Source organism: Pseudomonas sp. UME65 (assembly GCF_014170225.1).
Lineage (GTDB): Bacteria > Pseudomonadota > Gammaproteobacteria > Pseudomonadales > Pseudomonadaceae > Aquipseudomonas > Aquipseudomonas protegens.
This window is the reverse complement of sequence record NZ_LZZQ01000011.1, coordinates 58879-84608: the sequence shown is the minus strand read 5'-3', so window position 1 is coordinate 84608 and position 25730 is coordinate 58879. Positions and strand designations below refer to the sequence as shown.

Annotated in this window: 20 protein-coding genes and 2 pseudogenes; 4 read left to right on the top strand and 18 right to left on the bottom strand. The window is 58.1% G+C overall.

Annotated elements, in window-relative coordinates; genetic code table 11:
- Positions 1–128: 128 nt before the first annotated feature.
- Together A9971_RS11400 and A9971_RS11395 are read left to right on the top strand one after the other, a co-directional pair.
- Complete coding sequence (locus A9971_RS11400; RefSeq protein ID WP_015633705.1) at positions 129–980, top strand: hypothetical protein; 852 nt, start codon at positions 129–131, stop codon at positions 978–980.
- Positions 964–1428, top strand: coding sequence for a hypothetical protein (locus tag A9971_RS11395; RefSeq protein WP_011058557.1), 465 nt, complete (start codon positions 964–966; stop codon positions 1426–1428). The genes A9971_RS11400 and A9971_RS11395 overlap by 17 nt, the downstream gene beginning before the upstream one ends.
- Before the next feature lie 17 nt (positions 1429–1445).
- Here the strand turns inward: A9971_RS11395 and A9971_RS11390 are convergent, their stop codons facing one another.
- The 7 genes from A9971_RS11390 to A9971_RS11360 form a co-directional block, all read right to left on the bottom strand.
- The gene (locus tag A9971_RS11390) at positions 1446–1631 is read right to left on the bottom strand and encodes a hypothetical protein (RefSeq protein ID WP_011058556.1); all 186 of its coding nucleotides are present in this window, start codon (positions 1629–1631) and stop codon (positions 1446–1448) included.
- Between the two features lie 72 nt (positions 1632–1703).
- Positions 1704–2387 (bottom strand): hypothetical protein, encoded by a 684-nt coding sequence (locus A9971_RS11385; RefSeq protein WP_077933180.1) that lies wholly within the window; start codon positions 2385–2387, stop codon positions 1704–1706.
- Entirely contained in the window at positions 2384–2965 is a 582-nt protein-coding gene (locus tag A9971_RS11380) for an RNA polymerase sigma factor (protein ID WP_011058554.1), read from the bottom strand. The genes A9971_RS11385 and A9971_RS11380 overlap by 4 nt, the downstream gene beginning before the upstream one ends.
- 37 nt (positions 2966–3002) lie before the next feature.
- A complete protein-coding gene (locus A9971_RS11375; protein ID WP_183000618.1) occupies positions 3003–4751 on the bottom strand; it encodes a VWA domain-containing protein in 1749 nt (582 codons plus the stop codon).
- An 88-nt stretch (positions 4752–4839) separates the two neighbouring features.
- Positions 4840–5400 (bottom strand): YbhB/YbcL family Raf kinase inhibitor-like protein, encoded by a 561-nt coding sequence (locus A9971_RS11370; RefSeq protein WP_011058553.1) that lies wholly within the window; start codon positions 5398–5400, stop codon positions 4840–4842.
- A gap of 223 nt (positions 5401–5623) precedes the next feature.
- On the bottom strand, positions 5624–5872 hold the full coding sequence (locus A9971_RS11365; RefSeq protein WP_011058552.1) for a BrnA antitoxin family protein: 249 nt from the start codon (positions 5870–5872) through the stop codon (positions 5624–5626).
- Positions 5850–6128 (bottom strand): BrnT family toxin, encoded by a 279-nt coding sequence (locus A9971_RS11360; RefSeq protein ID WP_053148401.1) that lies wholly within the window; start codon positions 6126–6128, stop codon positions 5850–5852. Before A9971_RS11360 ends, A9971_RS11365 begins: the two co-directional genes overlap by 23 nt.
- Before the next feature lie 260 nt (positions 6129–6388).
- Here A9971_RS11360 and A9971_RS11355 point away from each other — a divergent pair, with 260 nt between their 5' ends.
- Together A9971_RS11355 and A9971_RS11350 are read left to right on the top strand one after the other, a co-directional pair.
- Positions 6389–6658, top strand: a complete 270-nt coding sequence (locus tag A9971_RS11355) for a hypothetical protein (protein ID WP_183000617.1) — start codon at positions 6389–6391, stop codon at positions 6656–6658.
- 49 nt (positions 6659–6707) lie between these two features.
- The gene (locus A9971_RS11350) at positions 6708–7298 is read left to right on the top strand and encodes a DUF4291 domain-containing protein (protein WP_183000616.1); all 591 of its coding nucleotides are present in this window, start codon (positions 6708–6710) and stop codon (positions 7296–7298) included.
- Positions 7299–7384: 86 nt separating this feature from the next.
- Here the strand turns inward: A9971_RS11350 and A9971_RS11345 are convergent, their stop codons facing one another.
- From A9971_RS11345 to pgaB, 11 genes and pseudogenes are all read right to left on the bottom strand, one after another.
- Entirely contained in the window at positions 7385–7750 is a 366-nt protein-coding gene (locus A9971_RS11345; protein WP_183000615.1) for a hypothetical protein, read from the bottom strand.
- A 53-nt stretch (positions 7751–7803) separates the two neighbouring features.
- A complete protein-coding gene (locus A9971_RS11340; protein WP_183000614.1) occupies positions 7804–8256 on the bottom strand; it encodes a hypothetical protein in 453 nt (150 codons plus the stop codon).
- A 279-nt stretch (positions 8257–8535) separates the two neighbouring features.
- Positions 8536–8880, bottom strand: coding sequence for a hypothetical protein (locus A9971_RS11335; RefSeq protein WP_183000613.1), 345 nt, complete (start codon positions 8878–8880; stop codon positions 8536–8538).
- Between the two features lie 794 nt (positions 8881–9674).
- Positions 9675–10172 (bottom strand): SMI1/KNR4 family protein, encoded by a 498-nt coding sequence (locus A9971_RS11330; protein WP_220802968.1) that lies wholly within the window; start codon positions 10170–10172, stop codon positions 9675–9677.
- Between the two features lie 280 nt (positions 10173–10452).
- A pseudogene (locus A9971_RS11325) lies at positions 10453–10946 on the bottom strand (transposase).
- Between the two features lie 152 nt (positions 10947–11098).
- Positions 11099–11458 carry a hypothetical protein gene (locus A9971_RS11320; protein ID WP_183000612.1) on the bottom strand — a complete coding sequence of 120 codons (360 nt, stop codon included), beginning with the start codon at positions 11456–11458 and terminating at the stop codon, positions 11099–11101.
- Positions 11458–21015 (bottom strand): hemagglutinin repeat-containing protein, encoded by a 9558-nt coding sequence (locus A9971_RS11310; protein ID WP_259652324.1) that lies wholly within the window; start codon positions 21013–21015, stop codon positions 11458–11460. The genes A9971_RS11320 and A9971_RS11310 overlap by 1 nt, the downstream gene beginning before the upstream one ends.
- 27 nt (positions 21016–21042) lie before the next feature.
- Positions 21043–21252: pseudogene (locus A9971_RS11305) on the bottom strand (ShlB/FhaC/HecB family hemolysin secretion/activation protein); the annotation flags it as partial.
- Positions 21253–21845: 593 nt separating this feature from the next.
- On the bottom strand, positions 21846–22370 hold the full coding sequence (pgaD, locus tag A9971_RS11300) for a poly-beta-1,6-N-acetyl-D-glucosamine biosynthesis protein PgaD (protein ID WP_011058546.1): 525 nt from the start codon (positions 22368–22370) through the stop codon (positions 21846–21848).
- Positions 22370–23719, bottom strand: a complete 1350-nt coding sequence (gene pgaC, locus A9971_RS11295) for a poly-beta-1,6-N-acetyl-D-glucosamine synthase (RefSeq protein ID WP_019093523.1) — start codon at positions 23717–23719, stop codon at positions 22370–22372. The genes pgaD and pgaC overlap by 1 nt, the downstream gene beginning before the upstream one ends.
- A gap of 3 nt (positions 23720–23722) precedes the next feature.
- Positions 23723–25720, bottom strand: a complete 1998-nt coding sequence (pgaB, locus tag A9971_RS11290) for a poly-beta-1,6-N-acetyl-D-glucosamine N-deacetylase PgaB (RefSeq protein ID WP_041115082.1) — start codon at positions 25718–25720, stop codon at positions 23723–23725.
- Positions 25721–25730: the final 10 nt, after the last annotated feature.

Genomic DNA, 25730 nt, shown 5'->3' with positions numbered 1-25730 from the left:
GGCTTTTTTGTTGATCCGCGATGCAAAACGGCGCGATGCCCGGACGGCACCCCGCACACATGACGGCCCCGGGCTGTCCTGGCGAGGCGCAACTTGCTACATTCGCCGCCCCCGGACAGGAGGTCCCGATGCTGCGCCATCCCCTGCACAATCAACCCTTCGAGCCCCAGATACGCGACTGGGTCACCTGGTTCATGGGCTATGACATGCCCCCGGCCCTGGATGCCGAACTGAACCGCTACAACCCCAATGACCCGGACGACCGCGAATACCTGGTCCGCCACTACGGCCTGATGCGCCACGGTTCCCGGGAAAATTTCCGGCATCGACAGCGGCTGGTGGAGGTGCTGCAAGCGGCCCTGGATGACCCGGACTACGACTTCGAACAGATCTGGGAGCCCATCGAGGACGACTACGAATACGATCAGTGGCCCAGCAACTGGCCAGGGGTGATCGACAACAGCCGGGACCTTTTCCAGCGCCTGCTGAACGCGGCACGGGAGCGCTGGCAGGAAGACCTGGTCCGCGCGCAATTGCCTTCGCTGGCAGAGTGCCGGGCAATCCCGCACCGTGAGCGTTTCGGCGGGGATTGGCTGTTCGGCATCGACAACCCTGAAGCCTGGCGGGCCGAGTTCGATGTGACCGCCACGCCCTATGACCTGGAGACCCAGGGCCCGCAGTTCCAGGGCGAGCAACTGAGCCTGCACCTGAGCGGTGAACTGCCGCGCTTGTCTGTGCCTGCCAGCTGGCCGGTGATCGAGGCGGCGACCCACTGCAGTTTCGTGCTCAAGGTCCAGGGCATCAGCGAACTGGCGGTCAGCGGCACGCGCTTCGACGGGCGCATGCGCACCCAGCTCACTCGCCTGGGCCCCGGTTATCACCTGCGCCTGGAAATCGGCTTCGATTGCGTGATCGAATGCGTGGCGTTATCTGTGAGCATCGCCGACGTCAAGGGAACACCCGATGAAAAGCAACTTTGAAGTGGCTCTGGAGCGCGAGGAAGTGCTGCAGTTCTTTCGCGGCCAGGGCCAGTACCTGACACGGGACGGCGATTGGGACGAGCACCTGTACTGCATCAATTGGCCGGGGATCTTCGCCTACCTGCGGGACAACGCCGACGGCGCACAGCAACTGAGTGCCAGCTTCGAGCGCTACGCGTACAGCGTCGAGGAAAGCATTGAGGACTGTTTCGGCCTGCGGGAAAACCTGTTCTGCTACTACTCGACCCGAGCCCGCTGGGCGCCCGAGAGTGTCGACCTGCTGGGGCAATTGCCGGAGCCCTGCCGGCGGCGGATCGTGCAGCGCCTGAGCTGGTATCGCTGGCAAGTGGAAAACCACGCCCGGCTGCTGCCGGAACGGGCTCGGCGCATGACCGCGGACGGTGCCTGCGCCGAGTTCATCGAGTTGCCCGCCACCCCCTACGCCTGAGCGCCGGGGCTGCCGGATCACTCCTCCTCGACGGCGTCGGAGTGCGGGGCCGCCTGATCGTCTTCGTCGTCGGCCTGCTGATCGAGGTCCTCGCCCTCTTCAAGGCCAAAGTCCTTGCGGCTTTCCTTGATGGCCTGGCGCAGCTCCGCGCCCTTGATCGGGCAGTTCAACATTGCAGCAATACGGTCGATGCGGGGTGCCATGACCGGCCTCTCACTTTCTGGAAACTGGGCAGATAGTGCGCGTTTTCCGCTGCGACAGCCAACCCCCGCACCTTATTGACGACGCAAGGCTTGCAGGCGCGCGTCCAGATCCTCCTGTGGATAAGTTTCCTGCAGCTGGAGCAGCAGCTCGGCCGCCGCGCGGTTCTGGCCCTCGTCCCATAGACGCAGCACTGTCTGCAGTTGCTCATTCAATCGCTTGATCGCCCGGGGCGCGGCCGGCGCCGACATGCGCTTGGCCAGCTTGCTCGACTCGGCCCTGGGCTTGGCCATCGCAGGTGGCGCTGCATCAGCGGACGCTTCCATCTCCGGCGCCGCGGCAAAACTGCCGACAGGGGCCGCCGGAGCGATGGGCGAAGGGGCAGCCGGCTCAGGGACGCTCAAGGCCCCGGCCAACTCGGCGGAACGTGGCGCCGCCTGGCGTGCCATGGGCGCAGCTGGGGCTGGAGCGGGCGCAGGGACAAAGGCCTGCTCTTGTGGATAGTGCTCCGGGGAAGGCCGCAGCAAACCGATGACCAGCGCCACGCCAAACAGACTGGCAAAAGCCAGTTGATAACGCGGCCGCAGGCAGGCCTGCATCCAGCGTTGCCAGAAGCCGGGCTTGGGCGCCGGGGCTTCGCGGCGGGCAGTGGCCAGGATCAGGGCATCCAGATGGGCCGGTGGTTCCTGGGTACTGTGTTGGCGGATATGCGCCAGCATCTGCTCTTCGGGGGTAGGGGTCTGTCGGGCGTCAGTCATGTGAGTACCTCCTCGGCCAGGAGCCGACGCAATTTTTTCAACGCATAGCGGAAACGGCTTTTCACCGTTTCCAGGGGAGCCTGGGTCAGGCTGGCGATTTCTGGCAGTTCCAGGTCGCCGTGGGCCCGCAGCAAGAACACCTCGCGCTGGTCTTCGGGCAGGTCCTGCAGGGCGGCTTCGATACGCTGCTGGTCGCGGCACAGGCTCAGTTGCTGTTCGGGGCCGGGGGCTTGGTCGGCTTCACCGTGCAGTTGTTCGTCATAGCTGTCGTGCAACGGGTTGCGCTGGCCGTGCTTGCGCCAGTGGTCGATCAAGCGGTTGCGGGCAATCTGGTACAGCCAGGTACGAAAGCTGGCCCGGCCCTGGGGCTGGCTGGTGCTGCGGATCAGGCTGAGCCAGGTTTCCTGGTAGACCTCATCCGCCAGCTCGGCCTTGCCACACAGGCTCAGCACAAAGCGATACAAGCCCTGGCGATGGCGCTGGTAAAGCACCTCGAAGGCCGCGGGGTCTCCGGCACGGTAACGCGCCAGCAGCGTTTCATCGCTGCTGGCGTCGCTGGTGGATTGGGCAGCAGACATAGGGCGGTTGAACTCCTGTTCACTGCGGGTCTGAGGTCTACTCAAGGCGGCTCTGCACTTGGCTCAAGTCCACGGGCTGCGCCGCCTGGGCTTTCGGCGCCTGAGTTTGCAGGCTTTGCGCCAGCTCCACCAGCTGTACGAACTCGCCTCGCAGGCCGTAAGGGTCGGCACCCTTGGCGCCCTGGGCCAGCTTGACCGTGTCGGCCAGGCTGAAGTTGCCGGTGTAGCGGCCGTCCTTGAGCTGCTGGGAGAACGCCGCCACGGCTGCGGCGAAGCGCAGGTCGGGGCTGGCCGCCGCCAGGCTGCCCGGCTGCTGGGCACTGATGGGCCGTTCGATCAGGCGGCTGCTGCCGCCTTCCGGCGCCTTGTAGCGCAGCCGCAGCATGGCCAGTTCGCCCTGCTTGCCACTCTGTTGCGGCGCCTTGGCCTGGGCATAACGCAGCGGCTCCAGCCAACCCTTCTCGCCAGCCGGGACAATTTCATACAACGCGGTAACCGTATGCCCTGCACCGATTTCACCGGCGTCGACCTTGTCATTGCTGAAGTCTTCTCGCTTGAGTGCACGGTTCTCATAACCCAGCAGGCGGTATTCGCTGACCTGGGCCGGGTTGAACTCCACTTGCAGCTTCACGTCCTTGGCCACCACCGCCAGGGTCGAGCTGAGCTGGTCCACCAGCACCTTGCGCGCTTCGCGCAGATTGTCGATGTAGGCGTAGTTGCCGTCACCGGCATCGGCCAGTTGCTCCATCAGGTGCTCGTTGTAGTTGTCCACACCGAACCCCAGGGTGGTCAGGGAGACACCACTCTTGCGATTCTCGGCGGCCATGGCCTTGAGGCTGTCGAAGTCGCTGACGCCGACGTTGAAGTCGCCGTCGGTGGCCAGCAGGATGCGGTTGATGCCCTTGTCGATAAAACCCTGCTGGGCCATCTGGTAGGCCAGCTGGATACCCGAGGCGCCCGCCGTGGAACCACCCGCGGTGAGCTGGTCGATGGCAGTGCGGATCTTCGCCTTGTCACGACCGGACGTGGGCTCCAGCACCGCCCGTGATTCACCGGCGTAGACCACCAGCGACACCCGATCCTGGTCCCGCAGTTGATCCACCAGCAGCTTGAGGGTGCTTTTCACCAGGGGCAGGCCTTCACGGCGATCCATGGAGCCGGAGACATCCACCAGGAACACCAGGTTGGCCGGGGCCAGCTCCGCCACCGCGCGATCCGATGCCTTGATGCCGATGCGCAGCAGGCGGGTATGGGGGTTCCACGGCGACGGCGCCAGCTCGGTGGTCACGCCGAAGGGCGAGCCGTCCGTGGGCAGGGCGTAATCGTAGGGGAAGTAGTTGACCAGTTCCTCCAGGCGCACCGCGCCCTCCGGCGGCAGGCTGCCCTGGTTGAGCAAGCGGCGGACGTTGGCATAGGCACCCGTATCGACGTCGGCGCTGAAGGTCGAGACCGGTGCTTCGGCGACGCTGTGGATCGGGTTGTCCGGCAGTTTCTGGTACTGCTCCCGGGGCTCGTCGCGGTAACCGGCCACCAGCGAATCCCGTGAGCTAATGGGCGCCGGCATCGGCGCTGACAACCTCATGGGATGCACAGCGCGCTTGGCCATGGTGGCATCGGCATGCTGCACCTCGTACTGCGCTTGAGGCGCAGCCTGCAATGCTCCCTGGGTTGACGAGCCGGCAGCGGATTCGGGCTTGGACGACACACCACAGCCGGCAACTGCCAGCAACAGGCCGGCGGCAAAACCCTGGGCGGCCGGACGAAGGAAATGCACGGGAAGGGACATGGGGCTGACCTCGGAAAGAAATGATCCATTCCCCCCTTCAGACGAAGCCCCTGGGCGATTCGGGTTAAGCCTTCGAAAAAAATTTCACTCAGCGGGAATAGCGGCGCACCACACTGCTGTTGCGCAGTACGTGACCGTTGATCTTTTCCAGCAGTTGGGCGCGGGTCAGCCCGGCGGGCAGGGCTTCCGGCGGCAGGTCCAGGGCGTAGATCTGGATGATGTAGTGGTGCGCGCTGTCACCCACCGGCGGGCACGGGCCCATATAGGAAGTACCGTTGCGGCTGTTGAGGCCGGCCAGCCCTTCCAGGTTCGGCTTGTTGCCGGCACCGGCGGGAATCTGCCGGGTGGTGGGCTTGATGCCGTAGTGCACCCAGTGATCCACGCCCTGGCCCTTGGCCCCGTCCGGGTCGTGCATGACGATGGCGTAGCTCAAGGTCCCGGTCGGGCCGGCGGTCCAGTTCAAGGCCGGGGAATTATTGTGCCCGCCACAGCCCTTGGCATCGCTGGCATTGCCCGTAGTGAACAGCCGGTCATCCGAAACCCCGGGAATGTTCAGGGTAAAACGCTCCTGTGCCTGCACGGGCAAGTGCAGGCACAGCAACGCGGCACCAACGGCCAGCCAAGTATTGCGGGAGGCAAAGCGAGACATACGAAAGCACCTTATTTGCGGATGAGGTCAGGGTGAGCACAAGACTATAGCCTGCACGAAAGAGCGCACTCCTTCGCACCAGGCAAGGGAGCAGATTGAGCTTGAGGACGGGGGTAGTTGTAAATGAATATTTCAGACAGGAATCGCAATGGCGACCACCCTCCACGGCCGGCCGGAAAGAGCGGCGGGCCATCCGCCCGCCTCCTGAAATGATGCACAGGCCTCAGTCCCGGTGGGCCTGCATGTACTGGCGCAGCAATTGGTTGATCCGCGTCTGGTAACCCGCGCCCTGGCCCTTGAACCACTCCAGCACATCGGCATCCAGGCGAATGGTCACGGCCTTCTTGCCCGGCAGGTGCACCTCGGCGCGGCGAAAGAAATCGTCATCCAGCTCGGGAATATCAGAAGTATCGATGCCCTGGTCATCGGTTTTCGCCAGGCGATCCCAATCAGTTTTCGATCCGTTGGACATAATATTTAGCCTCCCGCTTAGTGGCTTTTCGCGCCGAGATAATGCGCACCGCATGACCCCGCCGCTCGGTATGGACCACCACGCCCACCAGGCCCCTGATCCAACCGAGGCTGGCCCAGCGCTCCTCGCCGTAGTCCAGGCGCTCATCGCGCAAGGACAGCACCGGGCGCTGGAACATCAGCACCGCATCGTTGAAATCGATGCCGTGCTTGAGCATGTTGGCGTGGTTCTTGGCCTCGTCCCATGCAACGTACATGAGCAATTTCGTATTTACAAATGTACATACAGGCTAGCCGACCGTTCGCCAAAAGCGCCCTGGCTAAACACCTGGAAATACAGTCGCAAGCGGGATAGATGTGTACGGAAAAAGCCCTACAACGCTCTCGGAAAAGACGCCACCACACTTGCCTTGCACCCTCGCAAGCTCGCGGCTTATAGTCCGGCCGTCGCCCATATGGCGACCTGGTTTGGCGACCGGAGTAACGAGTACATCGATCCATTAAGCGAGGTGTACTAATGAACCGTTATATATCCCTAACCGGCCACGACTGCCTGATTCCTTCCCTGCTGATCGACACCCAGGCGCCCATCGATGTGTTGCACGACGCCGCAGCCTTTCGCATCCGCGCCGCGACCCAACTGCTGGAGAACTTCGCCGCCGAGACCCTGCGCAGCGAACCGGTGCTACTGCAGGAACTGACCCTGGTGTGCAGCATCCTGCTGCGCGATGGCTGTGATCTGCTGGATGTGACATCACGGCGTTTGCAACAACAGGCCGTACTCTAAAACACCCCAGGGCGGCTTCCCGGCCGCCCATTCTTCATAAGGAAATGCCATGCATAAACCCGCTACAGAAATCCCCCAGCGCCAGATCCGCGCGCTCTACGACGCCGACACCATCCGCGTCTACCAGGCCTACTCCGACAGCATCGCCGACGCCGCCCTGGCCCACGGCACCTTCGTCTCCCCACCGTTCAAGATGGAGCGCATGACCTGGATAAAGCCGTCTTTCCTCTGGATGATGTACCGCGCCGGCTGGGGTTTTAAGGACGCCGGACAAACGCGCATCCTAGCCATCGACATCAGCCGCGAAGGCTTTGAATGGGCCCTGGCCAACGGCTGCTTGAGCCATGCCGACGAGTCCATGAGCAAGGAAGAATGGTTGAAGTTGAAAGACCAGTCGCCGGTGCGGATTCAGTGGGACCCGGAACGGGATCTGTACTTGCGGCCACAGGAACATCGGGCCATTCAGATTGGCCTGAGCAAGGAGGCTGTGCAGTTGTATGTGAACCAGTGGATCAAGCGCATTACCGATGTCACGCCGTTGGCGCACGAGATTCATCGACTCATTCAGGAAGGGGACTTGGAGCGGGCCAGCAGACTGCTTCCGCAGGAGCGGGAGTATTCAAGGGAGGTTGATGTATAGCCTGTACTTTCGGAAGTTGCAGCTAAGTTACTGAAAGAACTAACTTATTCACCTTAGAGGCTTAGCAAACAACAATCGCCACCTGATCAACCCCACTTAAAATCAGGTGTGATGGTACATAAAACCCCTGCATGACCAAGCATTTTCCTGACCCGAGAAACCTCAACAGCCTGCCCGGAGAACAGAAGAAATTGGCCTTTCTGCAGTGCTTTTCTGGACATCAAAAAATTGTAACCTGCCACCTCGGATACAACTCGCACATGTGCTTCGCTTTTATAATTACCGCTACAAAAAATTTTATATTCTCGCTCATCGATTTTAATGTCTGAAATATGTGTAGTAACCAAGGACCAGCCACAACCGGAACACCTTAATCCTTGGGTAGAACCCTCGTTAAACACATCGAGCTGTTCTTCACACGATGTACATATTAGAGGAGATACTTCTTTCATCATGGCTTACCAGATTAAAACACTTTGAAAACCGTGGATTACTAGAAAATCATCTACTGCTCAACGGTCACCAGTTCCTTCAAAGAAACACAAAAGTCATCTACCGCTAAAAAATCAATACCAGCCTCGAACCCAAAATATACATTCGAAGATTCTTCGCAACTACTTCCAAGGTTAAATAAAAAACCTATGGAAAAGTATCCATCTTCCATGCTTTCAGCCTCCCCGGCCATGAACCTTATTTGAAAGTCGCTTTCCAAAGGCATATAAACCAGTGACTCATTAACCTGATTAGTAAGCACTGACAATTTATGCCTATAGAAATAATCAACAAGCCTATTTATATCATCGAAATTCAAACTACAAAAGAAATCAGCCGGTAAACAGCCAGAATATTTATCATACCAAATACTGACAATATCGAAGTCAAAAAAACTATCCTTAGCCTTCATATTTTTGACAATAAACTCTAACACTCCCGCCTCTGTCTTAAGTTTAATGCTCATGCTACATCTCACTTAAAAATGCAAAATACATGCATACATATCTCTGTACCACGCGCGATTACACCATAATATATTTTCTTCTTCACTCTAAAAACTCATCACTTACGTGACTCTTACTTAATATATAGCCCACTATGATCCGAAGGCTGACAAACTAGAAAAAACAAACTTGATGCAGGTCACAGCAGAGCTTCTTTTTCAAACCTTCTTTCAATCTTGAAAAAATCAAAGACTCAGGAATTAGTGAAAAATCATCTGATTCATCATGCAGCCCATGAGCTATCCTTCACCTACAATGACTTTTCGCAACCCAACTAAAGCAGTTCTTATCAACTTAACTTCATAGTCCGCATTCAAAGTTATCTTTACGCCTGCCAGCATCGAGTTCAATTTCTCTTTCGGATAAACATCCGCTATTGAATACAACTCTTGGATCACCCTATCAATCAAGCCTACAACTACATCAGCATACTCTTGGCTTTTCAGAAATTTATCTAGCTGCAGATCAATACAACCAGGGCCGCCATACGAAATCGAATCGACCCAAGAATCAAACATATCATCCAAAGCTTCCGAGCTTACATATTTTCCGGACTCTATTACTAGAAAGCAGGCAATACTCAAGTCCAGATCATGAATCCGCGTAAACTGCCCAGAAAACTCTAAATTCGAATAAGCCAAATCAAACTCTCACTCATTGTAAGTATGAAACAGAGCCCTGCCATCTTGGGATTCTTTATTCCGCTCTAATAAACCCAAGCCACCCTACACCAACAACCAGGTAGCTAGTCAGAAAAATTTCAACATCAGCCTCTTCGGAAAACTAGAAATCTCCGATACATAAAGGAAGTTTTACAAACTCTTGTCGATGCAACTTAAATATTAGACGATGCATATTTTTTGCTTCCCCAACGTTTCTATGCAGAATCTCCTGCAGACTTGATCCATATTCAGCATATAACACAGCGCCTTCACATACCCTCACTTCCCTCACAAGCTTCCGCGCACCATACTTCAAAAGAACTGAATAGACTCCTTTACTTTTCGCTTCGAAACCAACAACTATTAGTTTCACAAACTACTGCTCAAAAATTAAATGTGAATTCCCTGTTCCTTGAGGCCCTTTCATTTCCATTTTTTGCTAGTCCCTTTACACAGCCCATAATTCATCACACATCCGCAGCTATTCAAACCATCGACTAAAATTCAGCATCCAATTTCATTACCTCCTTCCCAAAGCTGAACAACCACGAGCCTGTTGAGCTCAGCGCATACCCCCATACTTTCCGTTTCAACATAAGAGCAAGTCCTCTTACAAGAGCCAGACAATCTAACTTCTAAAAAACAAAACAACTTATTTTGACCTCCGCCTCATAACGCCAAGACTTTATAATGCCCTCTTTTGAGATAAGTATTGATCAGATCTCTAACAAATCACCAACAACCCCAGCTTTAATATCGCCGCCGTTTGCACACATCAACATTTTCAACAAACCAAGCAGGTCCCACTCGGTTTTTACAACACATTTCACATTTGAATCGTAATGATAAACTGCATCATCGCCCATTAAAGTCTGAATAAAATAGTACTGAGTCTCAGAAACCCAGGCTAAGACAAATGGCTTATTCAGAAATTCATAATGCCCGGCTTCTTGCATCTGACTCAAGAAACCAACCTGAAAAAGCAAATGAGTACGTACTCGCCAAGACGGGCGATACAATTGGATAAATGAGTCCCCAATCAACCCTCCATCACTTCGCCCCATTTCAAGTAAAAATGACTGTAGTTGACCACTGATACGGATATCGTAAAGTCTCTTGATTTTCTCCAGCTCATCTAGGCTATAGCCACAAAAACCAATATCCCCCTTAAGAAGATCTTCACTTATAACAGATCTAACAAATTCACCAATCATGGCTTAATTCCCGAAGCCCCTGAAAAGTCCTCAAATCAAAAGTATGGTTGTTTTCCAAAAATTTCACCTACCACAAAACTTCCACTGCACATACCGGGCTTGACTACGGAGGTTTTCTATACGTAATCGGCTAGGGATGGTCTGAAGTAGTCCGATATTTTTGGCCGACTTCCGCACCTACCGTTTTTGAAAGCAGGGAGTCGATCTAAAATGACCAAATCACCCGCTCACTTCTGTGTTTTTAGCCGCCGCGAGCACCTCGCGACCGCTACTACCTGCATCACAGGCACACCTCTCCCGTATTCGTCAGTAAGTGCCGGCGCGCCATCCACAGATTTGAAAGAGCGAATAGCGTGACCAACTGCGCGGTATTCAGCCCACGGAAGCGCACCTTGGTGTAGCCGAACTGGCGCTTGATCACACGAAACGGATGCTCGACCTTGGCGCGTGTCTGCGCCTTGGCTCTCCCGATCTTGCGCTTCATTCGGTACAACAAGCTGCGTTTTCCGTGCTTCTTGTAGGTGCTGCGAACTGGCGCAGGATGGTGGTCTCGTACAATGCCTCTTCCATCGCCGGATCGCTGTAGCCAAACCAGTTCTGCATCAGATGGACGCGCAGCATCGCCATCAACGGATAGGCCGGGCGGCCGGGCTCGATGAGGGCAATCAAACCTTTCCACGGCACCACCTGATCCATCTCGATCAGGAACAGCTCCTTGCGGGCTTGCTTACGCTTGCCGGCGTACTCGGCATCGGCGAAAGTCATCTGCTTCATCGGGATACTCGGGCAACGGGATCGGCGTATTTCACCAGATTCGGGAAGTCTTCTTCAGGATTTCCCTAACAGCCTGAGATCGGAACTGAACTCCATTCCTTCGTCTTAAAGCTTCCTTGTTTGCATTAACACCATCTATAAAAACAAGAAACCTATCTATGCTCATCAAGCAAATAACCATTTTCAATCTTCAGTGTCCGCGAATCATCTAAGCCTTCAAAATCAACATAAAAAACCCCGTCAAAATCAGCATTTAGATTAGCGATATTACTCAAAACAAATTTAAAAAAGTCATATGCTTGCGAATTTACTACAGCGCCATAAAACACATAGCTTCTCCAATTTATAGGCGCATTTGGGAATGACCACCCCTTCCAATACAAATCTGCAGCTTTTCTACCCAAGCCATATTTATCACATACCCCCCATGACTCAATCGCAGAATTCTTTACAGTCGATACCTCATCAAAATCGCACTCAACCCAGCCTCTTATCGAAATATAACTAGACATTATTCCCCCAGTCCGACTTTAACAATACCGCCTTTCCCTTCAATGTAATTCCTTACTTTAGAAGAAACACCATATTTAAACCAAAACTCAGCTCGCTTACCCTGCTCCACTGCAGTTTCAATAGTAAACTTAATTTGGTTTCGCGTCGCTTTATTAAGAAAATTATTTGGCTTTTCAATAGCCGAATATGTCCTTTTAACTTGAATCAACGCAACATCTGTAACAACATCAATCTCTCTACCATTAATAACTTGAGATTCCCCTCCAACTTTACGCCTAACCAAGTCCTCATAATGAACATCTAGAGCTTCACGATATTTTCCTTTTGAGTATAACTCCCTGACGTTATCAGACATTTTAATAGGAGGTTCTTCAAGGAAAGCACCTCCTTTTCCGGCAAGTAACTTAGCCTCCTGCCGTTTGACCAACGCTGCCTCAATCGCCTTGAGAGTGAGTTTACCACCCGGCATCCCAACCGTGAGAATCACTTCATCGATTATGCCTACTGGCGCTGTATTCTTCACCGCCAAAGACATTAATCGATCAGCGGCGTCTTTGGTACTCAGATACGAGCTGGAGATATCTAAAATCTCCTTAGCATGCTCCGTCGTTTGCTGCTTACCATATTGATTCCATTTCTCAGCAAGAGACAACTCGCCATAGTAACCTTTACCTAGAACATTAAATAAGCTCGAGTCCTTAAACTGTGCGCCGGTCGAAGAAAATGCATAGACAGGAGCACCGTGTGCAACAATTGGACGTCCATCCGCCCAAGTTAAAGGGATTTTTTGATCAGCTAGCTTCCTAACTTCTTCTTTTGCAATATCCAGATCTAATCTGAACCAGTCGGCTGTAGGGTCGTTCCCCCATTTCTTATCCAGAGCATCTAAACGTGCCTTTTCTACTTCATCTAGTTTTGCACCACTTGCCAAAATCAGAAGATCTTCCCACAACGCATCTGACTTTGGTTTACCAAGTGTTTTCTCCAAGTCCTCTGCTTTCTTCTTCAACAGAGGAATTTCTTGTTCACGATGTATCTGACGATTATAAACCTCAACTCCGGACGCATTTTCTCCTGCAACAACAGCGCCAGAAACCCCTCCAATAGCTCCCAGGCTTCCACCCAAGCTAGTTGCAATTAGCGCTGCAATAGCATCCTGGTTATATTCCTCAATACCACTGCTCTTCAACGCCTCAGCAATAGCCGGCATGAGCGCTGCAGATGTCCCTGCCCCTAACGCACCACTTCCAGCGTTCCCGCTAGACAAGCCTATCGTTGCACCAGCCAATGCATGCAACAGAACCCTCGCCGCACCACCCTCAGCCCAAGCCGCCTTGGTAGCACTGTCCGCCTTGGGATTTTTGTGCTGGGCATCTGCGTAATCACCGATTTTCTTGAACACGTCAGCCGATGACGTGTAAGCAACAACACCAACAGCAGTCGAACCTCCTGCCCCTCCCAACCCGGCGGCAACCAAGCCAGAGGCGATATCGGCCATGATTCGCTTGTCGCCACCCACATTCCAACTAGCCGCATCCTGAGCAGCGGCATTGGCTGCCGCTATCTGCTCTGGGTTCTGCGACTTCTCTGCTTCTCGCTTCGCCTTATTGGCCGCATCCGCTTTAGCCTTCGCGACAGTATTGATAACGCTGCTCGCCAGTTGCGCTGAACTCTGGATAAGGTCAATACGCTCCTGCATGGCCTTCTCGTCAGGGCGGTCCAGGCGCTGATTGGCGTTGGCCGTATCCCGATTCAAGCCCACCAGATCATTGGCACCAGCCGGATCACGAACGGTGATGGTTCCCTCACTGATCGCACTGCGGGTGCTACTGTGATCCGACTCCTTGAGCGCGATCGGCAGAGTGCCCCCGGTCTCCGAATGTGCCCACTTCCTTTGATCATCAGGGGTCACTGGACCGCGCGGATTGTCCCATTTGGTACTGGTATAGGAGGCGCTCAAGCTCGCGGCTTGGCTTTTGATTTCACTCTTGTTCTTGATATCACTAACAAGCAGGCGTCCCGTATCCAAACGGTTCTGCTCAGCATTGGCATTGCTGGCGATGACCGCCCCCTGCAACTGGGTGGTCTCACCTACATGAATGTCATATCCGCCTTTACCCGCATACAGCCCGGTCTGGTCCGTTACCGCCTTGTAATCGCTGTTCATCTTGCTGCCAGCAATATTTCCCGAGGCGGTGACCATGGATCCGTAGCAAAAAGGTGGGATACAGAGACTGACTCCCGCACCAGCGCTCTTTTGCTGGTTCTTCTGGCTGGCCTCATCTTGCCGGGAGGCGATATTCAAGTTGCCGCCAATATCAGCCTTGATCGTGTCTGCTCTGACTTGCGCCCCAGCCAAGGTAGTGTCTTGGCCACTGGTCAGAAGTAGTAAGCCAGTGTCAATAGTGCTATTGACCTGAGTGACTGAATGCCCAGTCCCCATGCCTTTCGCAATCTGTGCTCCAAGATCCAGAGTGAAACCATTTTGATCGCCAATATTAAAACTGGCGCCAACACTTGTTTTACTGTTGGTGTTCTGGTTGTCCCATTGCGCACGATCTTGAGCGCTTTGCAGCACGATATCGCTCTTGGCTATCAAGGCCGTGTTTTCAGCCTTTAGGCTGCTACCAATGACGTGGATATCACCCTTGGCCCCTGCCCCATCGCCGCCAGCACTAATAACCAACCCCGCACCACTGGTCAGGGTTGATTGTTTGGCGGTTTCACTGTCGTATTCGCTGGAACTTTTACTGCGTGTATTGGCAAGTTCGGTACCGATCTTGATCAACGAGCCACTGCTGTTGGCAGGCTTGCCCTCAGACTCTTGCGCGGAACCTGAGTCCTGATTACCCACAGCGTTGTAAGCAGAAAGCAGTGCCTGAGCCCCCTTGACTGCCTTGAGCCGGCTATCGTCAGCCTCCTTGGCGGCACGAATATCGTTGCGAATACTCTTGGCGGTATCAATCACCACCCCACCGACCACTCGCCCAACAGCCAGGCTCCTCGAGCTGTCAGAGCTGGTTTGCCTGGCGGTTTCAGTACCTGCCGCAATGGTGACATCCGCCCCGCTCAGGGACATGTCCTTAGTACTGACCAGATCACTGGCGACAATCTTGAGCTCTCGCCCCGCAGTCAACGTTACGTTGCCTGCACTGGAACCAATGGTGCTACCCGTAAGGGTCGTTTCCTGCGCATTGCTATCGTGCTTCTGACTGCTGATGGAAAGATGCTGGTTACCAGTAATGTCATCCAAGCCAAGGTTATTGGCAGTCAACACCCCCGTCAGATCACGATTTTTTTGCTTATGTATTTCTGTGCGCGAAAAAGTGTTCGTTGCAGCATCAATCGTGAGATCTCGAACAGCCTGTACGCTCAAGTCTCCCGTACTGACCAACGAAGACCCGGTAACAGTCGCATCCCTGCCGGCAGTCACACTGACGGTGTCACCCGACACCATGCTGCCAATAGCCGTGGTACGAGTTTCGCTGACTTTATCTTCAACTTTGCTCGACTTCAGTCCGCCCCAACTGCTCTTGCTCTGCTTACGCTCATGCCGATCACTCTCGGAGTCGGTAACAGCAAGGATCTGGACATTCTTGCCCGCTACCAGTTGTGCGTTGCCTTTTTCAGCGATCACCGCACTACCTTGCAATTGCAGGTTTTCTCCAGCTACCAGGACACTGTTAGTACCGGCACTGACCAAGCTACCCACATTGGAAATGCTTTCGGTCTCATCAAGGCGGAACTTCTTACCCGAAGAAGACTTCTTGGTTTTGCTGTAGAAGCTGTAGTCCTGATCTTCGGCAGCTTTGAGGGCGAGGTTTTTACCAGCGACCAAATAAGCCTCATCACCCGCCGTTACACGACTAGCGATCAGGGCCAATTCCTGTCCCGCACTCAAGGTCACATCACCACCACCTTTTAGGCTAGTGCCCACCTGCTGAACATGATCCTCCTGACTGGTGACCTTCTTGGTCTTGCTATACGCATGCTGCTCATTGGCCGCTGAAACCAGGCTCAGGTTTTCCGTGGCGGTCATCGCCACATCGCGCTTGGCTTCGATCTGGCTGGCGATGGCGGTGATGTCGCGCCCGGCGCTGATGGCCAGGTCGCGACCGGCCTGCAGGCTGGAGCCGTTCTGGGTCACGCTGAGGTCGTTGTAGCGCACGCCGCGGTCGTTGCTGACCACCTGTTCCACAGCGCTCAGGTTGACGTCGCGACCGACCTTGAGGCTGGTGTCGGCTCCGCTCTTGAGTACGCCGCCGTTGTTGTTGATGTCGCGCCCGGCACTGATCACCAGGCTGTTCGCCGCTTCTACCCGGGCGGCGTTGTCGACGAAGTCGCGCTGCTGGGCGTAGCTGCCGTTGCTGCTCTGGTGCGAGGTCAGGGTGCGCTCGTTGATGACGTCGCCCCGGGTTGCGGCGAGGCTCACGTCACGCCCGGCGATGATGCCGCCGGCCTTGTTCACCAGGTCGTTGCCGGCCAGCAGGTCAAGGCGATTACCGGCTTCCACCAGGCCGCTGTTGATCAGGTTCTGCCCGGCCTGGGCCGACAGGTTGTTGGTCGCGCGCAGGGTGCCGACGTTGTTCATGTCCTGGCCGGCGATCAGGTTGACGTCGTTACCCGCGATCAGGGCGCCGTTCGGGGCCAGTCGGTTCTTGGCCTGGGCCAGGTAGAGCACGGGCACCAGCACTTGTTCGCCGTTCACTTCATGGCTTTCCAGCCAGACGATGTCGTGGGTCAGGGCCGCCACCTGCTCGGAGGTCAGGGCCACGCCCACCGACAGGTTGAGCTGTTGCCGGCTTTGAATGGCGTTGTCCATCAGGTACTTGAACAGCTGTTCGTCGCTGTTCTGGCCGTCGATAAAACGCTGGCCGGTACGGGCTTGTACCGCTTGTTGAATCAGCTTCTGCTCGTAGAAGCCATCCCCCAGGCGTTTGGCGCTGTCGTCCGGGTTGTAACCGAGGCTGGACAGCAGGTAGTCCGAGCTCATGAACTGCTTGAGGTCGGTGAGTACCGGGTTGGTTTCTATCAGGTACTTGTGCGGCCGGGTAAGGTTCGCGGCATCCGGCAGGCCGGCGATCTGCGCCGGAGCTGGTGTGGCGCTGCTGCTCTGACCACTGAGGCGGAACAGACCGTTCTGCCCAGCGGGCAGACTAAAGCCAGGCAGGGCCAGGGGGTTGACCTGTTGCTGGGTCAGGTCTGGGGGCAGTTGCGGGCTGAGGCTGATGCGAGTGGCGAAGGCGGTATCCGGTACTTGGGTATCGGTACGCGCACCGCTGCCGACATAGGTGTAACCCGGACGGACCACGCTGCTGTCGAAGCCATTGCCGGCCTTGATGCTCACCGCTCCCCCGGCCTGAATCACTGCGGCATAGCTTTGATCACCACCGGCGAGTTTTTTCGTCGTCCCCAGGCCGACCCACTCACGTTCGGTCATGCCGATAAAACCGGCCAGCGCGCCTTCCAGACCACCCAGGTCATCAGGCGTATAACCCGCACTCTGGAACCAGTATCGGTTGGTGACAGCGTTAGCGACGTTGTACCAGGCACTGGCATTTTTGGTCCGCGCCGACATGAACACCCGGGTGGTTTCGGTCTCGCCGGTTTCCACGCCGCTGTGGGTCAGGTTGTTGACCGTGGCCACCAGGTTGCCGGCAGCGCTGATACTGCTGCTCTGGTTCAGCAGGTCGCCGGCGTTGATATTCAGGTTGACGCCCGCGGCAATGCTCGACGCCGCACTCGCTTCGGTGACTTCGAATTTGTCGCGCTGAACGATCTCCCACACGTGATTGCGTTTGCCGCCACAGTCACCGGCGTTGTAGCCCTCGATGCAGGCGACTTCACCAATTCTGGCGGTGTAGATGCCGCCGTTGTTGGTGGCCAGCACATCGCGCATGTTCTCAAGGGTGCTGGCTGCAAGCGTCATGGAACCATCGCTTTGCAGGGTGCCGGAACGGTTGGCGATGCGGCTGGCCAGAGCCCCCTGACCATCGCGATCGATCGTCAGATGACCGAGGCTGTAAACGTTGCCGTAGCTGTTGGTCAGGGTGTCGACCCGCAGCCCCATGTCGTCGCCACTGAACACCAGCCCGTGATCGTTGAGCAGGCCGCCGGTGGTCAAGGTCAGGTTCTGGGCAGCCCCAAGGGTGCCCTGATTGTTGATGCCACTCGCGTTGAGCGTGAGCCCGGCCGCAGCGCTCAGGCGCCCTGCGTTGTTCAACTGGCCGAACACCGAGACTGTGGTGTTGCCGCCGCCAGCAATACTGGCACTGTCTGCCAGGTCCACTTGGGCAGCTTTTAGGTCCAGTTGCCCAAAGCTGCTGAGTCGGCCCTTGCTGCTGTAATGACCACTGAGGTCGATATTGACGCCTGCATCACTGCCGATCAGGCCGTCATTGATCCAGTTCACGCCGCTGCCTATCAGGCCATTGCCGGCTAGGAGCTGGCCCGTACGGGCCTGGGTCAGGTGGTTGACGTTGACTGTCAGTTTCCCGGCCTGGATCGAGCTGCTGTTGGTCCAGCGTTCGCCTTCCAGGATCAGCTGACCGGCGGTTTTCAGGCGCCCGCCCACATCCTCGAGGTTGGCCATGGACAGGCCGAACAGGCCGTTGCCGCTGTGCAGCACGCTGCCGCCACGGTTGTTGAAGCTGCCAGCGTCGAAGGCCAGGTTTTGGTTGGCGGTTTCCAGAGAGCCATCGCGGTTGTCGAACAATCCGCCGAGCTCCAGCCGTGTATCGCCACCGTCTCCCAGGGCGCGCAATTGGCCGGTCTGATTGTCGAGGCTGGCGGCCTTGATCGTCAGGCTGCTGTCGCTTTCGATGATGCCCTTGTGGTTATTCAGAGCGCCGCTGAGGTCGAAATTAATCTGCTGGCCGGCGATTTGCCCGTTGTTGCCGCTGTTGTCGAAATGGCCGCCGCTAACTTTGACAAGGCCCTTGGCGTAGAGGCCACCGTTGCGGTTATCGAAATCGCCGGTGGTGATCAGCGCATCGCCGCTTTGCGCGGAAATCCGCCCGCCGTCGTTGTCTATGCCAGCCAGGGCCTTGAGGGTCAGGCGCTGGGCCTGGGTCACGCCGCCCTGGCGGTTGTTGCTCGGGTCGTAGCCGTTTTTCAGCACGCCGCGAAGATCGGCGATCATCGAGCCTTGCACGCTAGAAAGCACGCCCCCACGGTTATCCAAGTGGCCGGCGCCGATGTTCAGGTTACCGTTCCTGGCCAGGATGCGACCACTCTGGTTGTCGATGTCGCCGGTGCTCAGGTTCAGAGCGCCTTGGCTCTGCAGGGTGCCCTTGCCATTGGTGAGGCTCCCGACCTGAACGTGCAGGCCGCCGGTCTGGCTGTAGATCAAGCCATCACCGCTGTTCTGCAGTGCGCCGTCCAGGGTCAGGGTCAGTGGGTCGTTGGCCATCAAGGTCCCACGGTTACGATTGTCCAGGCTGGCAGCGAACAGGCTCAGCAGGCCCTGGCTGGCCATCTGGCCACCCCGATTGTCGATCTGCCCAGCGCGTTCGATGCGCAGCGGGCCGCCGCTGACCAGCTTGCCGTGGGTATTGTTCAACGCGCCCAACAGATTAAGGGTGACGGCGGTTTTGCCGGTGAAAGTGCCGGTGCCATTGTCCAGGTCGGTGCCGGTAAAGGTCAGGTCACCCGAGGCGTCAAGGGTGCCGCCGTTGTTGCCCAGGGTCATGGCCTGCAGGGTCAGGGTCGCGGCGCTGTCGATGGAGCCGCCCTGACTGTTGTCCAGCCGGTCGCTGAGTTTGAGGCTCTGTGCACCCGCGCTAGAGATCATGCCCTTGAGGCTGTTGTCGAGGCTGGCGGCCTTGACGTCCAGAGCCTGCTGGCTGACCAGGCCACCGCCCTGGCTGTTGTTCAAGGCGTCGCTGAGGGTGACCTCGACACCGCCCTTGAGGCTGGAGACGGTGCCCTTGTTGCTGTTGTTCAAGCCCGTGCCATTGAGGGTCAGGCCCTGCCAGCCCGACAGCAGCCCGCCCTGGTTGTCCAGTTCCGCAGTACCGGTAATCTCCAGGGTCTGTTGCGCCAGTACCACGCCGGTGAGGTTGTCCATGCCGGCCAGTACCAGGGTGCTGCTGCCCTGGCTGGACAGCTCGCCGCCGCTGTTGCCCAGGTGGCCCAGGTTGGCATCGAGTGACTGCTGGCTCTTGATCAGGCCGCCCTGGCCGTTGCGCACTTGCTCGGCATCGAGTTGCAGGCGCTCGGCGCTCAGCAGCTTGCCCTGACGGCTGTTATCCAGAGTCCCGGCACTGACCGTCACCTGGCGCTGCCCGCTCAGGGTACCGCCCCGGTTGTCCAGGGTCTGGGCCGTGTTCAGGGTCAGGTCGCGGCTGGCGACAATGCTCTTGCCGCGGTTGTCGAGATCCCGGGCGTTGAGGCTGATATCGCCGTTGGCGTTGCGAGAGTTGTCGGCATTGACCCCGGCTTCGATGATGCCCTGGTTGCTCAGTTGGCCACCGCTGTCCAGCTGGATGCTGTCGCGGGCGGCGAGGGTTTTCTGGCTGCTCAGGTCGCCCCGGGTCTGTACCTTGAGTTCGCTGCCGGCGTAGACCGCGCCCTGGGCCTCCAGGCTGCCGGCCTTGATCGCCACCGCGCCCTTCTCGGCAGTGGCGTCCGCCATGCGCAACTGGCCGTTGGCATCCAGTTGGATATCACCGCCACTGGCAATCAGCTTGCCGTCGAGCTTCACCCCCACCCCGGCCTCGGTGCCGACCAGTTTGATTGCCCCGGCGTACATGCCACCCAGGGCTGATGAGTCGATGGCCAGTTGCGGTGCATCCGCCGGGTTGGCGGTGCGGGCCGTGGCGTTCAAGGTCTTGGCGTCGACGTCGTTGGCCCCGGCGATCACCGCCAGGTGCCTGGCCTGGATCTCGGCGTTGATCTTGGCGCTGCGGGTGATGATTTCGAACTGGTCGATATTGCTCGCGTTGAGGCCCGCGCCCTCGATGGCGACGCTGCCCTGGTCCACCTGGTAACGCTGGACCTGGCCGTTCTCGATCACCGGCTTGCCGGTGGTCAGGGTGGCCTTGGGGGTGTTGATGAAGCCGCAGCCGTTGCAGGTCACGCCGTAGGGGTTGGCGACGATGACATGGGCCGCTTGCCCGGCCACTTCGGTGTAGCCCTTGAGCTGGCTGGGGCTGCCGCCGTTGACCTCGTTGAGGATCACATTGGCCGCGCGGCCGCCCAGGTTGGGGTTGCCGAGAATGATCCCGCCCAGTTGGGTTTCCTGGGTGCGGCCGGTGGCGTTGTTGAGGATCACCCCCTGCTGGCCGACGTTGTAGTCGCTGAACTTGTTATGCGACAGGCCGCCGCCATTGGGCGTGGCAATGTTGACGATGGGCACGCCATTGCCGGCCTGTCCCAGTGTTGTACCGCTGCCGTTGACCACGATGCCGTCGGCCATCGCCACCAGCGGCTGCCAGAACATCACGTTAGCCAGGATGAACGCCAGACCGCGTTTGGACAGCCCCCAGAACGAATCCCGCGCTTGCAGGGTGGCGGAAGGCTGGCGGGCCAGAAAGGCGAGTTGGCGAACGTCCATGTCAAAAGCCTCAATGAATCAGTGCAATCAGAGATAGAAATCCAGGCGGAAATGGGTCGGGGTTTCCCGTTCACTCAAGGCTTCGGGACGTTCGAGGGAATGGGTAAAGCTCACGCCGGTGACAAGGTGGTTGCCCATCGGGCGAGTCCAGCGCAGATCGTTGCGCCAGCAGTAGCCGCTGTCGCCGTTCAGGCTCGGGTCTTTGTAGCCGCGGATGAAGGACTGGGCGCCCAGGTTGAAGGTGGTACCAGGCATCGGCGCGACAGCGGCGCTATGCAGCGCGCTAAACAGCAGCAGGCAGGACAAGGCACAGCACAACCTCATCCCGAGCGTGGAGAGAGACATATCCGATCCTTCGAAAGCGTGACGACAAGAGCTACGAAGGGCGTGACGCTAATAAGCTATTACTGCATCGTCAAATGACTGCCGCAGAATCGCCAATAACAATCAAATCGAACTTTCAAGCAACTTTACGAGATAAAAAACATGCAATTCCATCATGGAGCCGCCCATTTTAAATTTTGAAATATTTAAAGGAAAAATCATCTGAAAGCCTTTTAAATCAAGGCTATAGAGTTTTAAAAAGTTTTAGCAAAAATTTGAGATTGCACACTTATAAGAGCCAACGCCCGTACGCAAGAACCCTGCTTCTCACTCTCTCGCTACGATTAAAGAACAACTCACCCACAACCACATCCGTAGCGACAAACCCATGCAGAACCCCAAATAAATCAATAACCCATTGATTTATTTACTGAAAATAGAATCAGACAATTCCCTCTGCAAATTCAGAAGAGCCGTACCCCCCAGGGCTCATCCTCCCTGGGCAATCAATCTTCTCCTGTCTTCTTGCCTTCATCCCCTTCCGAACGCAGATGGATCACCCGCGGTGGCGGTTCCACCCTTAGCGGCGGGTGCTGCTGGTCTTCGGGAAGAATGCGATAGAACTGCGTGGTGACGTGGCTGATACCGCCTTCCTCGTCGTTGTGCACGATCATGGTGCCGGGCTGGCGCATCTGGGCGAAGGTCGCGTCGTTGAGCTTGAAGGTTTCGCTCAGGCGCTTGTCGTCCACCACGGGTGCCGGCAGCCGAGGCGGGTAGCTCTTGTTGCGACGCTGGCGGTAGCGGGCCCAGGAAATCAGCAGCACCGCATTGAGTACCGCCACCCAGGCATAGAACTGCAGGGTAGTCAGGGCATCGAGCATGCCCGCTTCGATCCGCGGCCCTTCATGGCTGTCCAGCAGCGGAATGAGACCACGAACCAGCAAGTACAGCAGGCCTACCCAGGCCAGTACGGTGAGGACAACGTCGACGATCACCATGAACGGACGCTGGCGGGTTCGGATGATTTTCATCAGCGCACCTCCTCTTCGTCATCGATGGGTTTGATGCCGCGGTCCGGGCTGACCCAGCGCGCGCGTTTCTGGTGTTCGCCAAACAGCACCCGGGGAAAGCTCACCAAGGTGGTGAACAGGCTGATGAACCAGAACACCAGCGGGTACCAGACCACCCAGAACATGGTTTTCCACAGGTCTTTTTCATAACGGCGGTCGATCAGGATACTCACCGCGAACTGGGTCAGGCAGACCATCGCCAGCACCAGCCCGGTGAAGGCCGGCGGGACGATGGTGTGCACCGCGATGGCCTCGGGCATGACGATGAACTTGCCCAGGGCCCAGAAGATCACCGACAGCAGGAAGGTGAAGGCCCAGCCGGTGGACAGGCAGTAGTCGAACAGCAGGGTCCAGAGGTAGCGGTGGCGCCACTCCCAGATCCCGCGGATGTTCTTGAACAGCACCTCGGCGCCGCCCTGGGCCCAGCGCAGGCGTTGCTTCCACAGGCCGCGCAGGGTCTCCGGCATGAGGATCCAGCACAGCGCCCGCGGCTCGAAGAACACGTACCAGTGGTCCAGTTGCAGCTTCCAGCTGATGTCGATGTCTTCGGTGATCATGTCCGGGCTCCAGTAGCCCACCCGGTGCAGGGCGGTGCGACGGAAGGCGACGATCACCCCGGAGACGGTGAAGACTTTGCCGAACACCCGCTGGGTGCGCTTGATCAGGCCGATGATCGAGGAGAACTCGCCCACCTGGACCCGACCCACCAGGGTCGAACGGGTGCGGATCCGCGGGTTGCCGGTCACGGCGCCCAGGCGCGGGTTGTCCAGCATCGGCGCCACCAGGTAGGCCGCCGTGTTGGGCGCCAGCAGCGCATCGCCGTCGATGCACACCAGGTATTCGCTGTGTGCCGCCACCGCGCCCATGCGCAGGGCCACGGCCTTGCCCTGGTTCTGCGCCAGGTGCAACACCCGCAGGCGCGGGTCCTGGGCGGCAAGGCGGTCCAGCACCTCGGCGGTGTTGTCCTTGGAGCCATCGTTGATGGCGATCACTTCGATGTTCGGGTACTGCTGGGCCAGGGCCGCATGAATGGTGTCGGCGACGTTGTCGCCTTCGTTGTAGCAAGGAATGAGGATGCTGATCAGCGGCTCACCGGCCAGGGGCGGCGGCAGGGTGTCGTCGCTCCACGGCCAGTGGCGCTCCCAGTGCATCCAGTAATACAGGCCGCCGGCGATCCACAGCGCCGACATGAACAAGGGGTAGTAGAAGACGAAGTCCATGAGGAATTCGCCGGTCAGCACGAAGATCAGCCCCAGGGGCACGCCGAGAACGAGCGCCAGGACCACCAGCGCAAAGATACGATCCACCATGATTCAAGGGCTCCATTTGTTGGAGAGCGCGGGCCGCAGAGTCTTCAGGTCCGGTGAGTTCTCGAGGAAGTTGTCCGGGTAGTAGCCGAAATTGGTCGCGCCCTGGCGCTTGAGGCGGCCCATCCAGTCCGCCAGTTGCTGGGCGGAGAGGTCGCTGGCGGGCTTGCGGGCCCAGTCCCGGGCCTGCAGCTCGAACACCGTGCGCTGCAAGGCACCGGGGCGGGCGCGCACCTGGTCCACCAGGGCTTCGAGCCAGGGCCCGGAATGCCGCTGGCTCTGGCCTTCCATCAGCGGCATGGCCATGGGCGCGGTCCAGTCGTAGCTGACCAGGAAATCATCGAGGTTCTGGGCGAACCAGGTTTCACTCTGCGGGTTGATGATCGGCTCGGCGAACAGGTTGCGCGCGGTCTGCACCTGCGGCCCGCGAATCGCCCGGACCTTGGCGGCCAGCTCATGGGTGAAGTCGATCAGGTAGCGGCTCTTGAAGCGGGTCCAGCGCTGCAGGGTGGCCGGATCGTCGCGCAGGGCGGCCATGGAACCCGGCAGGCCCTGGGCTGCATAGGCGCGCAAGGCCCCGGGGCTGGCGTCTTCGAAATCCGAGAGCACGGCGTCGTCGTGGAACAGAATGCCGTCCACCGACGTCATGCGCGCCACGTCCTCGTAGAGGTCACCGATCTGCCGGCGCACATTGGGGTCGAAGGGCGACAGCCGCTGGTACTGCTTAGGATCGATGGTGCTCTGGCCGGTGGCCGGATCCCAGCGCGTGACCCGGGGCAGCCGGGCGTCCAGGGCGAAGCTGAGCACCGGCATCCAGGCATAGACCTTGACGTGGGCCCGGGTGCGCAATTGCCAGGCGACCCGGTCGAACAGGTCGGCGCGCATCGGCAGGTGCCGGTTGGGGAAATACAGCGACTGCACCAGGCCGTCGCCCTTGGGGTCGGCGAAGGCCTGGAGGAATACGGTGTTGGCCCCCAGGTCGGCCATGCGCTGCACCAGCTTGCCGAGGTTGACCTCCTGCTGCTTGGGGTCCGGGTCGTAGACGTTGTCCAGGTCCACGTGCACCACGCGCATGGGCGCGGCGGTCTCGGCGCCGACAATGCTGTTGGAGAAGTGGATGCCGTCCGGGTCCGAGACCACCAGGAAACGCGGGCTGCTCATCAGGTTGTCGAGTGTGTCCAGGCCGTCGTCCAGGGTCAGGGCCAGCTTGAAGCCCTGGCTGTCCACCACTTGCAGGGTGGAGCCGTCGGCCGTGCCGTAGGGCCAGACCCAGATCCGCGGGCGATAGCCGGCCACGGCCAGGATCTTGTTCGAGATGGCGGTCACGTCCTGGCGCATCCGCGCCTGGAAATCCGCCTCGCTTTCATAGCGCCCGGAGGCGGCGTCAAAACGGCGGGTCGCCGCCGCCGGCTGCAGGTTGCCCTGAGGGTTGGCAAGAATGCCCAGGTGGCTGTGGTCGGTATGGGCGGCGATTTCCACCAGCCCGGAACGGGAGATTTCCCGGACCTGCGCCCAGGTCAGGAACTGAGAGCGGGGCCGCAGCTCGCCGGCGAAGTTCACCGGCTGGTCGGCCGGGGTGTCGATCCAGGTGCCCACCGGCGCCAGCACCGCAGGCCAGTGATAGCTGCGCAGCACCGGCAGCACCCGGGTGTAGAAGCTCGAATAGCCGTCATCGAAGGTCAGCAGGATGGCCTTGGCCGGCAGTTCGGGGCCGCCGTTGCGCGCCGCCAGGATCTGGTCCACGGTCACGGGCCGGTAGCCGTTTTCCCGCAACCAGGCCAGTTGCTCGATCATCCGCTCGGTGCGCACCGCCACCACCCGTTGGTCCGGGTCGCGATCCTCGATGTCGTGGTAGGCAATGCCCAGCACGTGGTTCTTCGGCCAGGGTGCCTCGGTGTTGGGCAACGGCCGTTGCGCCGGGGCGAGAAAGTCGGCGGCGGGCTGGGAACAGGCGCTGAGAACCAGGGCTCCCAGCAGGAGGATGCAACGGTTGATCAGGCGCATCGTCACACTC

What these genes read in the sequence shown, in the direction of transcription:
- A9971_RS11400 (WP_015633705.1), top strand. Translation starts at nt 129, where the DNA reads ATGCTGCGCCATCCCCTGCACAATCAACCCTTCGAGCCCCAGATACGC.
- A9971_RS11395 (WP_011058557.1), top strand. Translation starts at nt 964, where the DNA reads ATGAAAAGCAACTTTGAAGTGGCTCTGGAGCGCGAGGAAGTGCTGCAG.
- A9971_RS11390 (WP_011058556.1), bottom strand. Translation starts at nt 1,631, where the DNA reads ATGGCACCCCGCATCGACCGTATTGCTGCAATGTTGAACTGCCCGATC.
- A9971_RS11385 (WP_077933180.1), bottom strand. Translation starts at nt 2,387, where the DNA reads ATGACTGACGCCCGACAGACCCCTACCCCCGAAGAGCAGATGCTGGCG.
- A9971_RS11380 (WP_011058554.1), bottom strand. Translation starts at nt 2,965, where the DNA reads ATGTCTGCTGCCCAATCCACCAGCGACGCCAGCAGCGATGAAACGCTG.
- A9971_RS11375 (WP_183000618.1), bottom strand. Translation starts at nt 4,751, where the DNA reads ATGTCCCTTCCCGTGCATTTCCTTCGTCCGGCCGCCCAGGGTTTTGCC.
- A9971_RS11370 (WP_011058553.1), bottom strand. Translation starts at nt 5,400, where the DNA reads ATGTCTCGCTTTGCCTCCCGCAATACTTGGCTGGCCGTTGGTGCCGCG.
- A9971_RS11365 (WP_011058552.1), bottom strand. Translation starts at nt 5,872, where the DNA reads ATGTCCAACGGATCGAAAACTGATTGGGATCGCCTGGCGAAAACCGAT.
- A9971_RS11360 (WP_053148401.1), bottom strand. Translation starts at nt 6,128, where the DNA reads ATGTACGTTGCATGGGACGAGGCCAAGAACCACGCCAACATGCTCAAG.
- A9971_RS11355 (WP_183000617.1), top strand. Translation starts at nt 6,389, where the DNA reads ATGAACCGTTATATATCCCTAACCGGCCACGACTGCCTGATTCCTTCC.
- A9971_RS11350 (WP_183000616.1), top strand. Translation starts at nt 6,708, where the DNA reads ATGCATAAACCCGCTACAGAAATCCCCCAGCGCCAGATCCGCGCGCTC.
- A9971_RS11345 (WP_183000615.1), bottom strand. Translation starts at nt 7,750, where the DNA reads ATGAAAGAAGTATCTCCTCTAATATGTACATCGTGTGAAGAACAGCTC.
- A9971_RS11340 (WP_183000614.1), bottom strand. Translation starts at nt 8,256, where the DNA reads ATGAGCATTAAACTTAAGACAGAGGCGGGAGTGTTAGAGTTTATTGTC.
- A9971_RS11330 (WP_220802968.1), bottom strand. Translation starts at nt 10,172, where the DNA reads ATGATTGGTGAATTTGTTAGATCTGTTATAAGTGAAGATCTTCTTAAG.
- A9971_RS11320 (WP_183000612.1), bottom strand. Translation starts at nt 11,458, where the DNA reads ATGTCTAGTTATATTTCGATAAGAGGCTGGGTTGAGTGCGATTTTGAT.
- A9971_RS11310 (WP_259652324.1), bottom strand. Translation starts at nt 21,015, where the DNA reads ATGGACGTTCGCCAACTCGCCTTTCTGGCCCGCCAGCCTTCCGCCACC.
- pgaD (WP_011058546.1), bottom strand. Translation starts at nt 22,370, where the DNA reads ATGAAAATCATCCGAACCCGCCAGCGTCCGTTCATGGTGATCGTCGAC.
- pgaC (WP_019093523.1), bottom strand. Translation starts at nt 23,719, where the DNA reads ATGGTGGATCGTATCTTTGCGCTGGTGGTCCTGGCGCTCGTTCTCGGC.
- pgaB (WP_041115082.1), bottom strand. Translation starts at nt 25,720, where the DNA reads ATGCGCCTGATCAACCGTTGCATCCTCCTGCTGGGAGCCCTGGTTCTC.